This is a genomic window from Pseudomonas sp. Soil_N_39, assembly GCF_057655955.1.
Window position 1 is genome coordinate 1 of sequence record NZ_JBDGLI010000056.1, and the last position, 363, is coordinate 363.

The 363-nt window shown below is 57.9% G+C and carries 1 protein-coding gene; it reads left to right on the forward strand.

The window, feature by feature from the left end:
- Positions 1-183: 183 nt before the first annotated feature.
- Positions 184-363, forward strand: a 180-nt coding sequence (locus AC3A5O_RS28805) for a cupin domain-containing protein (RefSeq protein ID WP_487754023.1), incomplete at its 3' end; no start/stop codon positions are given.

Sequence of the window (363 nt, forward strand, 5' to 3'; positions counted from 1 at the left end):
TCCACGCAGGGGTTGCAGGCTCTGCATCCAGCCCGACGCCGGGCCGGCTGTCAGATACGGCATTACAAACACAGTCATTCATTGCACGGATCTCCCAATCTTAATCGCGACCCGCAGTCTAGGCGCGGGAATCTGGATGATCTATGATCGAAAAACTCGTTTTTTTGACTAAAACACCGAACAATGCGCCTGCGTGGCGTCGAGTACCGGCGTATCCAAGCCGGTCCAGCCTTCGGCCTGAGCTTTGCCGACAAACCTGGGCATGCCTGGTTTCACTTCCTGGCGGTCGGCAATGCGGTGCTGCGGATGGAGGACGGGACAACGTACGCACTGTCTGCCGGCAACGCCGTATTCATCGCCCAT